Annotated in this window: 1 protein-coding gene; it reads left to right on the top strand. The window is 47.2% G+C overall.

The features are described from left to right. Positions 1-341, top strand: a 341-nt coding sequence (locus tag ACYP03_RS25015; RefSeq protein WP_459782527.1) for a transglycosylase domain-containing protein, incomplete at both ends; no start/stop codon positions are given.

The raw sequence follows: 341 nt of genomic DNA, 5'->3' as shown, positions 1-341 counted from the left end.
CGGTATTTTTTCTGTTGAGCCGCAAATGCTGGGTATGCTGGAAACCGATTCCAATGAGTTGCGTTTGTATAAACCGAAATCAGAGCTGCCTTCTACGCTGATTGATGCACTGCTCGCAACAGAAGACCGTGATTTTTATACCCATGACGGTGTGTCTGTGGTTGCTATCGGACGCGCGTTTCTGGCGAACATGAAAGCGGGACGAACCGTGCAGGGCGGCAGTACGCTAACTCAGCAGTTGGCGAAAAACCTGTTTTTATCGAGTGAGCGCAGCTTGTGGCGTAAGTTCAAAGAAGCTTATATGGCGTTAATCATTGATTATCGCTACAACAAAGATGAAA

The sequence above is a fragment of the Photobacterium sp. R1 genome (assembly GCF_054600795.1).
This window is presented reverse-complemented; position numbering and strand designations above follow the sequence as displayed.